The organism is Amphritea balenae (assembly GCF_003858655.1).
GTDB lineage: Bacteria > Pseudomonadota > Gammaproteobacteria > Pseudomonadales > Balneatricaceae > Amphritea > Amphritea balenae.
Genome location: NZ_RQXV01000010.1, coordinates 82407 through 95433 on the forward strand (window position 1 = coordinate 82407; position 13027 = coordinate 95433).

The window sequence follows — 13027 nt, forward strand, 5'->3', positions numbered from 1 at the left end:
CGAACGCTATGCCTGAAAACGATCTGCCTGAAAACGAGACTGATGAAAGCCCTGAGTTTGATTTTTCTGCTGCCATGCAGGGCGTCACCCGTCATAAAAATGATAAAGCGGATTTACACACTCCGCCAAAGAAACTGCGTGCGGCGGATGATGAAACCTCGCGCTACAAACGCATGGTTGCTTCTCAAAATGAAGAATCATTAGTCGACGGTTTATCATCTGAAATCGTTAATTTAGTCGAGTCTGAGGATGAGCTGATCTATGCAACGCCCGGCATTCAACTTAAATTGATGAAACGATTAAAACAGGGGCACGTACCCTGGGATGCGGGCTTAGACCTGCACGGCTACACCCTGGATGATGCCCGTAATGAACTGAGCGGCTTTATCCGTGAGTGCAGCATTCGTCAGCTTCGCTGTGTGATGGTTGTCCATGGCAAAGCATATAGTGGCGAAGGACAGCTACCGCTGATGAAATCTTACGTGAATGACTGGTTGCGTCAGATGCCGCAAGTTATCGCTTTTTCATCGGCACAACCTAAAGATGGCGGAACCGGCGCGCTTTACGTACTTCTCAAACGTGCGAAATAGTCGGATACAACCCTTTACCTCGGTGGGCGAATAACGTAAGTTAGCCCCCTTTTTAATAATCCCGTTCCCAAAGGAGCAGGATTCAGACAGACCTAAACAGGATTTTCACTGTAATGGAAAAAGAATTTGCCAGCATAATCGAACAGCTGGGTGAAGACCTCACCCGCGAAGGCCTGGTCGATACCCCTAAACGTGCCGCCAAAGCGATGCAGTTCCTGACCCGTGGCTATCAGCAGGACCTTGATGAAGTAATCAATGGCGCCCTGTTCCCGACTGAAAACAGCGAAATGGTTATCGTAAAAGATATCGAGCTGTATTCGATGTGCGAACATCACATGTTGCCGTTTATCGGCAAATGCCATGTGGGTTATATCCCGAATGGCCAGGTTATCGGTCTGTCAAAAATCGCACGTATTGTCGATATGTTTGCCCGCCGCCTGCAGATTCAGGAAAACATGACTAAACAGGTTGCCGATGCCATTATGCATGCGACCGGAGCTGCGGGTGTTGGTGTAGTGATCGAAGCACAACATATGTGCATGATGATGCGTGGTGTCGAGAAGCAAAACAGCAGCATGAAAACATCGATGATGCTGGGGTCTTTCCGTAAGAGTCAGGCTACCCGTACCGAATTTTTGGCATTAATTCATTAAGAATGATCCCACGCATCACTAAATTCGACTTATAAATACAAAGGAGCCAAATGGCTCCTTTTTACTGCCTGTTTCTTTCAACGCATCGAGACTTCCATCGACTCAAGGCTTCTTTCAGAAATGCAGCGGCCCAATTCAATCATCTCTGATGCCCGGTGAAAGTCATAAAAACTACAAGCGTCCTTAGGTATCTGAATCAACAGATCGGGAGGATAGCCAGCCACTTTATATTTACCCAGCGATTCCTGCATCACTTCCACAGCATTCAACAAGACATCGATACGCCCCGCCCCTTTATTGGGTAAGGACACCTCTTCAGTCTCGCCCTCCCCCTGCGGACTACCATCCAGGTGCCACTCATCACTAAACCCGGAACGATTCAGATACTGAGTATCCGGCAGGCTCACCTGAGGCATTTTAACGTCTGAGTTCAGGTCCACTGCAATAATCAGATCAGCATGGGCCGCTACTGTCGGAATAATAGGAATAGGATTAAGCACCCCCCCATCCACCAGCATGCGCTCTTCTTCGATAACCGGTGTAAAAAATCCAGGAACAGCAATGGACGCCCGAATCGCATCGAGTAAAGAACCGTTCTGAAACCACACCTCTTTCTGATGGGTAAGATCAGTAGCTACCGCAGTATAAGGAATGGCAAGCTCTTCAATAAGAGGGTTGCCCAGAATTTCTGTCAGACGCTTTAACAAGCGTTCCCCTCGGATTGTCCCCTCCCCCCTGAGCGTAAGATCCATCAGTTTAAACACGGACACCCATGAAAGGCCGGTTACCCATTGCCGGTATTCCTGCAACCGACCTGCTGCATATACACCGCCAACTAAAGCCCCCATCGAACTACCAGCAACGCACACGATCTCATAGCCACGCCGCTCCAACTCTTCGATCACACCTATATGGCTATATCCCCGCGCGCCACCGCTACCCAGAACTAACGATACTGTGGTTTTCATCGGTCAGCCCCCTTCACCCCTGTTAATCAGTGTCTTTGCAGCCACACCCCTTCCAGAGCAGGAAGGTTTGCAACGGCTACTGCAGGCCCCACACCTACCACTCTGATTCGTTGCGGATTAATACCCTGTTCTACCAGCCGATCTGCCAATGCCTGGGCTTTAAGTGAAGATAAGTGAACTAACTCGCTATACTCCTCATCATTCAGCCCTTCCAGACTCTGGTCTGGCAACTGGCGATAGCCAACAATCATTAACCTGAAGTCGGCTTCATTTTGCATAAACTGCACCAGAGATTCGGTACTTTCATTTTCATTCCACCAGCTAAAACCCTGCTGTTTAAGTATTTCGAGGCTGACTTCTGGTGCCGACTCTGACGGTTTTTTATCAACCTCAGCTTCTGCCAGGCTTAAAATATCCAGATGCACATAAACCCGTCTGTTGCCTCGCTTAACAGCGTACAAAGCAACCTGTTGATCAGGTAACTTAGCTGACAAAAATGACTGGCTTCGATCCACCCCATATAACTCTGAGACCTTAAAGTAGTTGTTAGCCCACTGATTACTGCTACCGCATTGACGACTGCTACATTGAAACAGAATCGTCGCATCTAATGCTTGTAGCTTTTTCAGATAAAAATTAAACACTTCTTCAGGCTTATGACTGTCGGGTACCCGATAAGTCACCCGGGTCAGAAAACCGCGCGATAAAATAATACTTTCCGGGGCGATCACGCCTTCCAACTTCTTCATAGGACCTGACGCTAAGCGATATTCCGGCACCTTTGCAGTATTAAAATTTACAATCCAGGCCTGGGGGAAACGGGGTAACAGTTGCGGGTCACTACTGCCGCGGATATCCCGCTCAGCAAAGGCGGAACTATTCAGACAAAATAATAAGGAGAAGGCGATCAGAATACGGTTTCGCATATACAACCCTTTGATATTGTTAATAATCAGCCATCAATGAATCTGTTTATCAGTGTAGCAATCTGTTGCGCTGCGTGCTTCTCTAAATGCAGATGATGGCCTCCTTCCAACTTTTCTGTCTGAATTTCATGGAATAACTCAATCCGCCGCTCACTCTGAGCAATTCCCTTATCGCCCAATATCAATAGGGCTTGAGCAGTCACTCTTTGAATAAAACTTTCAACTTGTGGCTCTGACATACGCATGATCGAAGGCAGAACCAAACTGGGGTCGCTGCGCCAGTAAAAACCGCCACTACGTTGAATAATACCCCGCTCTACCAGCCAGCGAGCCGCTTCGATATCAACCGGCCAGCGGCCATTCATTCGGGCTTCAACCGCCGCATCCAGATCAGGATAGGCCTTCTGAAGCCTGCCCTGGATACGATTACGACGATTAATCGCCTGGGCTAGCTGTTCAGCAACATCGTCAGGTTCAGTGACCAGAGGAGCAATACCTTCAATCAGTATCAGTTTGTTTATCCGTTGCGGAAAAGCCCCTGCGATCAGCGTAGCGATACTGGCACCCATGGAGTGGCCCAGAATATCAAAACTATCAAAGCCTGACTGATCCGCTACGCCCAGAACATCCAGTACATTATCCCAGATATAGTAAGGCATCGACTGTGGCCTGTGATCAGAGTAGCCATGCCCCATCAGATCCAGTGCTATCAGCCGCACATCTTTGAGCAACGGTGCTAATCGATTGAAGGTAGCAGCATTATCCAGCCAGCCATGCAGGGCTATCATCGGCCGGGCATTTTCAGCCCCCCAGGCTTTTGCCGCAATCAGGTGTCCATTAACCTCAAATCTAAGCTCTTGATAATGCTCATGGGAAGGCTCTTGAGTATGCTCCGGTTTCGGCTCATCAGACATGCTTTGATTTTGCTCCAATTGATCTACACCTTATTTTTAGTAGTCGCGTATCTCAGCATACAAAAATACGCTAGTATCTCCACTGTTTTTTCTTTTATCACATAGAGTTATGCAGGGATGCCCGGACATATTATGCAATCCAGTAAAACCAGTACAGCTATAACACCACAAACAACCGGCTTGCTGCTAATCGCGCTACTATTTCTACCTGCATCATTTTTCTTCCAGCCTAACCTCGGCGGTGAAGGTCTTTCGATCTCTCACAACATTACCGTATGGATAGCTGCAGTGCTGACCATATCTTCTGCAACACTGCTGATACTGAAACAGCAAATACTCTACTACCCCAAGATGTTGCTGGCATTGGCTGCAGTGCCTGTCAGCCTGATTTTGTTGGGTTTTATTGTAGATTCCTTCCTGCCGGGAGAGTGGTTATTCCGCCAACTCTATATTCTGGGAGGCTTTCTGTTTCTTCTGGCGCTGTTTCAGTTTAACTTTAGCCCCCGCAATATTGAAACCGCCCTGCTGATCTTCCTCGTTGCAGCCATAGTTCACGCTCTTTATGGCATCAGCCAGATCTACTGGCCCAAAATAATACCAACATTGCGTACCCCCAGTAATGGCACACCCTACAGTATCTTTCAACAGATCAATCTCCACGCCAGTTTTCAGGCGACAGCCTTATTAGTCAGCCTGTACCTGTTAAGTCGTCCGCTGTGCCGATTTTCAGCCTTAAAAACACGACCTGCCAGTCTGCTCATCATCTTAAGCACTGTGTTTCTCAGCAGCTTTATTGTGGCTTACTCAGGCTCCCGCGTAGGACTGTTATCGGCCACTGTTGGCGTTATTATCATGCTGCTATGTTTCTGGCGGATCTATCTGACCCGTAAGCCATTGATGGCTCTGATCATCATCGCTGTTATCAGCGCCACCCTGTTAGGCAGCCAGGGAATAAATCGCAGTGCCGCTAAATTGGACGCACTGGCCACCACCAATAGTGAAGGGATCGCAGTCTCAGGTGCCAGCTCCCGGGTGAACATTTACGCGGTAGCACTCAGCCTTTTCAAACAAGAGCCATTTACCGGGTATGGTATTGGTAGCTTTCAAAAGGTCTGGCTCGATGAAAAAGCCACTTATCTGGATAAACATCCAGACGCTCTTTTTCCTAAAGAGCGTTTAAGCCATCCTCATAATGAATTTATGTTCTGGCTGGTGGAGGGGGGATTAATTGCTATCACAGGTATTCTTATTACCCTGATAGCGATCCTTTATGCAGCATTAAGCTGCGGCTGGCGCCGCGGTACTGCTTATCTGGCACTGCTACTACCTATTGGCTTGCATACACAGGTTGAACTGCCTTTTTATATCAGCAACATCTCCTGGTTTATGCTGCTCTTTCTTATCTTTATTGTTGTTCGACATCACACGAAGCAGCGCAAAATAAGACTAAGTCGCTCAGCCGAACTCACTTCAGGCGCCGCCGCCAGCCTGTTATTGGTCGGTACCACTGTAGTAATGCTACAAGCGATCCAGGCAAACACGAGTATAGTGCGCTTTTTACAGGGAAGAATGGCCGAACCCGCGCTCCTTGAATCGGCATTACAAAGCCCTGTATTCAGGGATACTGCAGAGATTCACCTGATGCGCACTCTACTGTTACGGGAACTAAATGCGGGTCAGGGAAGCTTTGCGCCGCAGTTTATCAGCTGGGCTGAGCCGGTTATCGAATATAAGCCTATTACACAGCTTTATATCGACCTTGCCAGAGCCTATCTGGCGGTTGGACAGCCTGAACAAGCCCTGCAGACAATCAGAAAAGGACAGCGTTATTATCCGGCACTGCCCGAGATAGCTTCAGCAGCAAAGCAAATAGAAAATCTGATTAGCGCACCTGCATCTGCAAGCGACCCAGGCCTGCTGCCAGAAACTCAAGCTCAATAACCGCCATTGCGCCCGGTAACATAGGCTCCGGGCGTGACAGATCCCCTTCACAGAGGAGCGACACCAGATTGCCAATCAATGGCTGATGCGTGACGAGTAACAATGCCTGATCCGGCTGCAGAGCCAACCATTCAATCACCGCCGCCGCTGAAGACTCAGGGGTTAACAGAGACAATGCCTGCAGCTCCGTCTCGCGATACTGATTGACCAGCTCCGCCGTCTGACAGGTACGCAGGTAAGGGCTGTGTACAGCCCGCTCAACATCATCCAAAAGACCACAGTGTTGCTCAAGCATCTGCTCTAAACGCAACCTACCGTTAGCCGTGAGGCTGCGCTGTTCGTCGCTGATGGCATCAAAGCCAGCTTCACCGTGCCTTAACAGAACTAATTTCATTTGGCGGTCCCAGATACAATCCCGAATTAAAAATCAGATCAAATAGATCTTAAATCCAAAAGCCGTTTACTTGCCCTAATCTCTTGGCAAAATAAATTCTACATCGCTACTTTGGGTGTTCAGCATCATCATTTTTGCTACCTGAGACACCGGTGCACCGTTGAATACCACTTCAAACAGACCACGCACCAGAGGCATATAGATCCCCAGCTCATCGGCCTTCTCTTTAACGTAACGCAGGGTATTAACACCCTCTGCAACTTCACCCAGCGATTCAACCGCTTCAACCAGACTTTTACCCTCACCCAGAGCGAAACCAACCCGGTAATTACGACTTAATGGCGAGGAACAGGTAACAATAAGATCCCCCACCCCCGCCAGCCCCAGAAACGTCATAGGGTTAGCACCCAGCTGTACCGCAAAACGGCTCATCTCAGCCAGGCTTCGGGTCATCAGCATACTCTTAGTATTTTCCCCCATGCCCAGCGCAGCACTCAGGCCTGAGGCGATGGCATAGATGTTTTTCAGTGTACCGCCCAGTTCCACGCCATACATATCGGTACTGGCATAGATTCTGAAGTAGGCGCAGTGCAATATATCCTGCACCGCTTTACGCACCTTTTCGCTTTCGCTGGCGATAACAGTTGCAGTCAGCTGTTGCTGCACTATCTCTTTGGCCAGATTAGGACCACTCAACACACCGATAGGGTTTTCAGGCAACTCATCTGCAAGTATCTGACTCATCAGACTGAACGTATCGGCTTCAATACCTTTGGTCGTACTCACAACAATCTGATCGGGTTTAAGATAAACCTTAGCCTGAGCAATTACGCTACGAAATGACGAGCTGGGTATCGAAACAAAGATGATATCGACATCAGCGAGAGCAGCTTGCATATCCGCCGTCGCTGTAATTGATTCAGCAAGTTGGCGACCCGGCAGGTAGCGACTGTTTTCGCCCGTTTCATTAATCTCTTCAGCCCGCTGTACATCCCGCATCCACAGGTTTACTGCCTCACCTTTAGTACCTATCAGATTAGCTATTACGGTACCAAAACTACCACCACCCAGCACTGCAACCTTTGCGCCGTTTGTCATCAGTGAATCCTTATAAAAAATAATATTAACCAATACTACTGGTCAGACTTATTCTGCACTGTCTTTTCGACTGTTTTCCAGAGAATCAAGTAACTTATTGACGCCCAAAAACAATAACTTAACAATAAAGTAACCCAGCACGGCCAGCAATCCGAATAATAAAGCGACGCTTATATCACCGGTTTTCTGATAACCGGTCACCGCAATAAACAAAAAAAACAGACTGACGACAATCGCCAGTATCTGACTGATTCGGCCGGTATTATGCTTATCCATCTAATATCCTTAATGCTTTCAACAACGCCTTCAAAACTCTCAGAAAAACCTGAATATTTGTAACCATGTTCTCAGGAGGAACAGCTGATCGACAGGTTTTTACCCCACAATGGGGTGGGTTCAGAGTATATCCCGAAATCGTTTTTTTGATAGGGTCTTTGTAAGACTGAGTGTAACTCACCTAGCTTACGATAATCCCCTTGTTCAGCGGCATCAATCACCTGCTGGATCAGATAACTACGCAAAACTATCCGGGGGTTGCTCTGTTTCATAATTGAAACTGCATCACTATCAATGCGATTAAGCAACTGATCAAACCAACACTGCATTTCCGAAGAGCGATTAAACAGACTAAAAAAGGGCTCTGTTGATTCAGTTAACGCTTGTCCTAACAAATTAAATGACAGACTGTAATCGACATTGCATTGCTCAAGTAATGCCAGATACTGCTCAATCAGGGCGGCATCACCGGCCTGAGATCCGGCCATTCCCAGCTTGGCACACATCAATTCCGTATACTTCACCGCATAGACCGGCTCAAACCGACTCAGCGCCGCCTCCAGCTCACTTTTCTCGACCAGACCACTCAGTGTCTGAGCCAGACAAACACAGTTCCACAGCGCGATTGAGGGCTGCTGATTAAAAGCATAACGACCCCGCTCATCAGAAAGATTACAGACAAAACCCGGCTGATAATCATTGAGGAACGCGAAAGGCCCGTAATCTAGGGTCACGCCTGCTATCGACATATTGTCGGTGTTCATTACACCATGACAAAATCCGATCGCCTGCCACTGCGCAACCAGCCGTGCAGTCGACTCCACAACCGCAGTAAAAAAGGCCAGATAAGGGTGTGCAGTCGCCAGACAGTGGGGATAGTGCTGACGAATCACAATGTCAGCTAACTGCTTAACGGTTTCAGACTGACGACTGTAATAGAAGTATTCAAAGTGACCAAAGCGAATATGGCTGGGGCTGAGCCGTACCATGGTCGCGGCAAGCTCTATAGATTCCCGGTAGATCTGAGTATCACTACCGATAATACAAAGCGCACGGGTGGTAGGAATTCCCAGCGCTGCCATCGCTTCGCTAGCCAGGTATTCTCTGATAACTGAACGCAGTGCAGCGCGGCCATCACCATGACGGGAGTATGGTGTTTTACCACTGCCTTTAAGCTGTAATTCCCACTGCTGACCATCCGAAGCTTGCAGATCGCCCAACAGTAAAGCCCGACCATCCCCCAGCTCAGCCGTATAGCTACCAAACTGATGGCCCGCATAGACGGTAGCAAGTGGCTGACTTCCCTGCGGCATAGAATGGCCGGAAAACAGCTCAGTTAAATTTTTGGCTTGGCACAGACAGGGATCAAGTCCGATTAATTGAGCAGCGCTGGTGCTGAAGGCGACCAGCCGTGGATCCTTTAAAGGAACAGGCTGGACTGCTGTACCAGAATCCGGCGGCAGCGCCAGGTGTCGGCACTGCAACAGTAGCCGATCAGGACCGACAAGCTGCATCGGCTATGCCATGCGACCGGTTAAACCGGCTCCAGCAGGTTAGGATCGGGATACACACATTCCATCTTCACGCCAGCAACCTCTTCGATCTCTGGTAGCAAGAATGCATCATCTTCGGTCGCAAAACTGATAGAGGTACCGGTAGAACCCGCCCGCCCCGTACGACCAATACGGTGTACATAATCGTCGGCATCTTCCGGCAGCGCATAGTTAATAACATGGCTGACCCCTTCAACGTGAATACCCCGGCCTGCCACATCGGTAGCAACCAGAATATTAATTTTACCGCTGCGGAAATCTTCCAGGGTTTTCAGACGTTTCTGCTGGGTAATTTCACCGGACATCAGTGCTGCGGCAAGGCCATCTTTCTGAAGACGCTCGGCCAGACGGCGGGTTTCATCCCGACGATTACCAAACACAATAACCCGCTCCAGTTGATTGATCTGCATAAAATTACGCAGTAAGCGGTATTTGTCCTGGCGGGACACCAGATAAACCAGCTGTTCCACCGAATCAGTACTTTTCTGCTCCGGTGCAATCTCTACAACTTCAGCATCAACTGTCCATTGTTGGGCAAGGCTCATAATATCGTCGGTGAACGTAGCACTGTAAAGCAGTGTTTGCCGGTCACCTTTACGCGGAGTATGTCGGATAATGGTACGGACATCTGGAATGAACCCCATACTCAACATCCGGTCAGCTTCGTCCAGCACCAGTACTTCAACATCACCCAGATCAACATCTTTAGAGCGAACAAAATCGATCAGTCGCCCGGGGGTTGCTACTAAAATATCAACCGGACGGGCAGCCAGCTGTCTGCGCTGCTTTTCATAATCCATGCCGCCAACCAGAGCCACCACACTCAGGTCGCAATATTTACCGGTCTCTTCAGCATCCGACGCTATCTGCAAGGCCAACTCTCGCGTCGGTGCAATAATCAACGCTCTGGGTACGCCCCGGGCTGGTTTATATTCAAGTGGATAGTCCACCAGATCAGTAATAATACTGATCAGAAACGCTGCCGTTTTACCGGTACCTGTCTGGGCTTTACCAATCATGTCCTTACCTTCAAGGGACAAGCTCAGAGTAGCCGCTTGAATATCAGAACAATACCTGAAGTTAAGATCGGCTATTGCATGCATGACCACATCGGGCAGTTTGAAATCATGAAAGCGCTTTTTGCCCTCTTCCGGCACAACCGGAAAATCAGCAAGACTCCATGGTTTAACCTGTTTTTTTGCTTCAGCCTTAACTGTTTTGTTAGCCGGAGACTTTGCTTTTGGCTTAGCCGCTTTTTTATCACGGCCAGTACTACCTGAAGCATTTGAGTTACTGCTCCGCTTCGTAGCGTTATCGTTAGCCGGCTTAGCATCCTGAGCCGGTACAGTGGTTTGATTCGTATTCGCAGACTCATTGCCTGCCGAACGATTAAATAATTTTTTTAACAAAACGTTACCTTATTCGCAGCGCGAACGGTTAGGGAACCTGCGAAGATCCGTTTCGGACTTGTTCGCAAGTTCCTTAGCTAATATTCCTTCGGAACGGTGGTAATGAATCCAATAACTGACGTCCATAGCGTCGGGTTACTACCCGTCGATCCAACAATACGATACGCCCCCTATCCTGCTCAGTTCGCAGCAGCCGTCCTGCGGCCTGGGTAAGACGTACCGATGCCATCGGCACCGACCACTCCATAAATGGGTTACCCCCATGCTGTTCAATCCACTCAGCCATGGTGGCATCAACCGGATCATCCGGCACACTAAAAGGTATTTTAGTGATAATTACTTCTGTGAGGTAATCACCGGGGAGATCAACTCCCTCGGTAAAGGAAGCAAGACCGAAAATAATACTCCCCTCGCCCTCATCTATGCGCTTTTTGTGGCGTTTCAGAATTTCATTTTTACTGAAATCACCTTGAGAAAGCACCCTATTGTTGAGCTTTTCGTCCAGACTGGCAAGCACTGATCGCATCTGTCGCCAGGAACTGAACAAAACCAGCGTACCGGAAGCGATATTAAGCTCTGAATTCAGGTAGTCGACCACCGCCTGAGTATGCAATTCAACATCATTTGCCTCTACTTTCATTGGTGGAATATACAGCTCAGCAGCGTTGTAATGATCGAAAGGACTGGCCAGTGTGAAACAAGGGGTTTCTGCCGGCAGGCCTAAGTCATCAAGCAACCGGTCAAACCGCCCAAGTGCGGTCAGTGTGGCTGATGTCACTACAGCGGCATAGCAATGCTGCCAAAGGTTCATCCTTAACATCTCTGCAGCTGAAACCGGCGCTGTGCGACACTCAAAGTCATAACCCTGAGCGGTTTCAACCAATGAAATCCATCGTGCTGTAGGGGTACCATTTTCTGCATCAGGATGCCCCATTGAACGTCCTAATCCGGTAATACCCTGCATTCTCGCTACCATCATGCCGACACGGGGAAACCAGAGCTCTGCTGGCTGCTTATCAATGCCACCCTCACCATCGAGGGACTCTTTTAACAGATCAAGAATCATCTCCAGCTTAGTCGCCATACGCGCGGCCAGATGTTCTACCTGAAGACCAAACTGTTTGACTTCATCGGGAACCACGCCACCCGGATAGCGATAACGTTCCTTCGGCCGTTTGAAGGAATCATCCATCAGCACAGGGCGTAATAGTTCAGCCCAGTTATTCACCACCACCTGAAGATCTTCGCCCGGTTTTTGTAACTGTTTCACATAATCACTTAACAGCTGCGGCGTACCGGTTTGTTCCAGCATTTTTGTCAGCTGCTTAGCCGTACTGTTTAGCCATCGCTCGGTTGATTTAAGACGCAGATTAAAAGAAAAGTGATTGCTGGCCTTATCAGCCAGATGGTGGCCCTCATCAAAGATATAAATAGTTTCAGCAGGATCAGGCAAAATAGCACCGCCACCTAAGGCAAGATCGGACAGAACAATATCGTGATTAGCGATCACACATTCCACCTGATCAAGGTCTTTGCGCGCTTTAAAGAAACTACAAGCACCAAAGTTGCTACAACGACGATTAGTACACTGGTGGTGATCACTGGTTAAGGGCTGCCAGTCCTGATCATCAATATCCTGGGTCAGATTATCCCGGTCACCATCCCAGCGGCCTGAAGCAAACTCATTAAGTAAGCTTTTATAAAACTCCAGCGTTTCAGTATCCAGCCGCAGTGACGCCTCATCTTCGTAAAGCGCCTGCTGACCAGTCGCACCGTGGGCATCAAGATGCTGCTCTGCCTTACTGATACAAAAATAGCGGCCACGGCCTTTAGCCAGACCAAAGGTTACCGATAGCGATGCGTGTTCCGCCACCTCAGGAAGGTCTTTGTTGAGCAGCTGTTCCTGCAGAGCAACTGTCGCCGTCGACAACACCACCTTTTTACCCTGGGCTTTTGCTATAGGCAGAACGGCCAACAGATAGCCGATGGTTTTGCCCGTACCGGTACCCGCTTCTATAACACTGACGTGCTTCTCGCCCAGCCGATGAGATTTGTCATCCTGCAGGATTCCACCAAGCACTTTAGCGATCTCGGCAATCATCTGTTTCTGCCCTAAACGGGGCTTTAACTTCCGACTTTCAAGGAACTGACTATAACTCCCCTGAATCTCTTTTTTAATCTCATCCGATAACATTGATAGCTCTGCATCTCTTATGGCCCGGCTATTCTAGCAATAATACTGGATATATAAACATAAAAATGTTTACAAACCTGAATTACTGTATATAGTTACAGGTACTGGATA

The 13027-nt window shown here is 48.6% G+C and carries 12 protein-coding genes; 3 read left to right on the forward strand and 9 right to left on the reverse strand.

Annotation, left to right across the window (positions count from 1 at the left end):
- The first annotated feature begins 8 nt into the window (after positions 1-8).
- Positions 9-590 carry a Smr/MutS family protein gene (locus EHS89_RS16450; protein ID WP_124927261.1) on the forward strand — a complete coding sequence of 194 codons (582 nt, stop codon included), beginning with the start codon at positions 9-11 and terminating at the stop codon, positions 588-590.
- Positions 591-703: 113 nt separating this feature from the next.
- Complete coding sequence (gene folE / locus EHS89_RS16455; protein ID WP_124927262.1) at positions 704-1243, forward strand: GTP cyclohydrolase I FolE; 540 nt, start codon at positions 704-706, stop codon at positions 1241-1243.
- Between the two features lie 77 nt (positions 1244-1320).
- Here folE and EHS89_RS16460 read toward each other — a convergent pair whose 3' ends face one another.
- From EHS89_RS16460 to EHS89_RS16470, 3 genes are read right to left on the reverse strand one after another with little or no spacing between them, the layout of a single operon-like run.
- Complete coding sequence (locus EHS89_RS16460) at positions 1321-2211, reverse strand: patatin-like phospholipase family protein (RefSeq protein ID WP_124927263.1); 891 nt, start codon at positions 2209-2211, stop codon at positions 1321-1323.
- Positions 2212-2237: 26 nt separating this feature from the next.
- Positions 2238-3137: a DUF4892 domain-containing protein gene (locus EHS89_RS16465; RefSeq protein WP_124927264.1), complete on the reverse strand. Its 900-nt coding sequence runs from the start codon at positions 3135-3137 to the stop codon at positions 2238-2240.
- Between the two features lie 26 nt (positions 3138-3163).
- Positions 3164-4051, reverse strand: a complete 888-nt coding sequence (locus tag EHS89_RS16470) for an alpha/beta fold hydrolase (protein WP_124927265.1) — start codon at positions 4049-4051, stop codon at positions 3164-3166.
- Between the two features lie 132 nt (positions 4052-4183).
- On the opposite strand from EHS89_RS16470, the gene EHS89_RS16475 reads away from it, so the two are divergent.
- On the forward strand, positions 4184-5992 hold the full coding sequence (locus EHS89_RS16475) for a PglL family O-oligosaccharyltransferase (protein ID WP_170167530.1): 1809 nt from the start codon (positions 4184-4186) through the stop codon (positions 5990-5992).
- On the opposite strand, the gene sixA is transcribed toward EHS89_RS16475, so the two are convergent.
- The 6 genes from sixA to dinG all read right to left on the reverse strand — a co-directional run bounded on the left by sixA (position 5934) and on the right by dinG (position 12916).
- Positions 5934-6386: a phosphohistidine phosphatase SixA gene (gene sixA / locus EHS89_RS16480; protein ID WP_124927267.1), complete on the reverse strand. Its 453-nt coding sequence runs from the start codon at positions 6384-6386 to the stop codon at positions 5934-5936. The genes EHS89_RS16475 and sixA overlap by 59 nt on opposite strands.
- A gap of 75 nt (positions 6387-6461) precedes the next feature.
- A complete protein-coding gene (locus EHS89_RS16485; protein WP_124927268.1) occupies positions 6462-7484 on the reverse strand; it encodes an NAD(P)H-dependent glycerol-3-phosphate dehydrogenase in 1023 nt (340 codons plus the stop codon).
- 48 nt (positions 7485-7532) lie between these two features.
- Positions 7533-7760, reverse strand: a complete 228-nt coding sequence (locus tag EHS89_RS16490) for a hypothetical protein (RefSeq protein ID WP_124927269.1) — start codon at positions 7758-7760, stop codon at positions 7533-7535.
- 71 nt (positions 7761-7831) lie between these two features.
- The gene (locus tag EHS89_RS16495; RefSeq protein WP_124927270.1) at positions 7832-9274 is read right to left on the reverse strand and encodes a protein adenylyltransferase SelO; all 1443 of its coding nucleotides are present in this window, start codon (positions 9272-9274) and stop codon (positions 7832-7834) included.
- 20 nt (positions 9275-9294) lie between these two features.
- Positions 9295-10722, reverse strand: a complete 1428-nt coding sequence (gene rhlB, locus EHS89_RS16500; protein ID WP_124927271.1) for an ATP-dependent RNA helicase RhlB — start codon at positions 10720-10722, stop codon at positions 9295-9297.
- Between the two features lie 73 nt (positions 10723-10795).
- Positions 10796-12916: an ATP-dependent DNA helicase DinG gene (gene dinG, locus EHS89_RS16505; protein WP_124927272.1), complete on the reverse strand. Its 2121-nt coding sequence runs from the start codon at positions 12914-12916 to the stop codon at positions 10796-10798.
- Positions 12917-13027: the final 111 nt, after the last annotated feature.

Excerpts from the sequence above, each read along its gene's own strand:
- EHS89_RS16450 (WP_124927261.1), top strand. The coding sequence starts at position 9 with ATGCCTGAAAACGATCTGCCTGAAAACGAGACTGATGAAAGCCCTGAG.
- folE (WP_124927262.1), top strand. The coding sequence starts at position 704 with ATGGAAAAAGAATTTGCCAGCATAATCGAACAGCTGGGTGAAGACCTC.
- EHS89_RS16460 (WP_124927263.1), bottom strand. The coding sequence starts at position 2,211 with ATGAAAACCACAGTATCGTTAGTTCTGGGTAGCGGTGGCGCGCGGGGA.
- EHS89_RS16465 (WP_124927264.1), bottom strand. The coding sequence starts at position 3,137 with ATGCGAAACCGTATTCTGATCGCCTTCTCCTTATTATTTTGTCTGAAT.
- EHS89_RS16470 (WP_124927265.1), bottom strand. The coding sequence starts at position 4,051 with ATGTCTGATGAGCCGAAACCGGAGCATACTCAAGAGCCTTCCCATGAG.
- EHS89_RS16475 (WP_170167530.1), top strand. The coding sequence starts at position 4,184 with ATGCAATCCAGTAAAACCAGTACAGCTATAACACCACAAACAACCGGC.
- sixA (WP_124927267.1), bottom strand. The coding sequence starts at position 6,386 with ATGAAATTAGTTCTGTTAAGGCACGGTGAAGCTGGCTTTGATGCCATC.
- EHS89_RS16485 (WP_124927268.1), bottom strand. The coding sequence starts at position 7,484 with ATGACAAACGGCGCAAAGGTTGCAGTGCTGGGTGGTGGTAGTTTTGGT.
- EHS89_RS16490 (WP_124927269.1), bottom strand. The coding sequence starts at position 7,760 with ATGGATAAGCATAATACCGGCCGAATCAGTCAGATACTGGCGATTGTC.
- EHS89_RS16495 (WP_124927270.1), bottom strand. The coding sequence starts at position 9,274 with ATGCAGCTTGTCGGTCCTGATCGGCTACTGTTGCAGTGCCGACACCTG.
- dinG (WP_124927272.1), bottom strand. The coding sequence starts at position 12,916 with ATGTTATCGGATGAGATTAAAAAAGAGATTCAGGGGAGTTATAGTCAG.